This is a genomic window from Enterovibrio norvegicus FF-33 (assembly GCF_000286835.2).
Taxonomy (GTDB): domain Bacteria; phylum Pseudomonadota; class Gammaproteobacteria; order Enterobacterales; family Vibrionaceae; genus Enterovibrio; species Enterovibrio norvegicus_A.
In genome coordinates, this window is sequence record NZ_AJYD02000051.1 from 1 (window position 1) to 442 (window position 442).

The 442-nt window shown below is 52.7% G+C and carries 1 protein-coding gene; it reads right to left on the minus strand.

Translation table 11 applies throughout. The features are described 5' to 3' along the window. Positions 1–442, minus strand: a 442-nt coding sequence (locus A1OO_RS23190) for a transposase (RefSeq protein WP_241819261.1), incomplete at both ends; no start/stop codon positions are given.

Sequence of the window (442 nt, forward strand, 5' to 3'; positions counted from 1 at the left end):
CACAGTGTGGGCAACGTCTTGTTACTGGCTTATTTAACGGCGGTGGCACAGGCAACATCAGACGTGCCATTTGAAGCAGCATGAGCTGAATGCTGTATCGTTTTCGCTTTGCACTGCCATGCAACAAGCCATAGTCCCGCACCCGTTGTAGCCCTTTGGGTAATACATGCTGAAGTATCAACATTAGGAACTGTCGGGCAGGCAAAGAGCGTGTCGCCGATTGCAGGGTCTGGCTGTCGGTGTAACGGAAGGTCACCTGATGGTCACTGATATCGATAATATCTTTATCGGGTAATACCCCGCGATACAAGTAGCGAGAGAGGTATTTCAGCGCAGATAAACCACGACCGACCGCCCGGCAATCGACGACCCACGTCTGGGGTATGGAAGGCGGTAACGACAACAAGGGGTGTGCGTGAATCGCGGTCAGTAACCTTGCTCG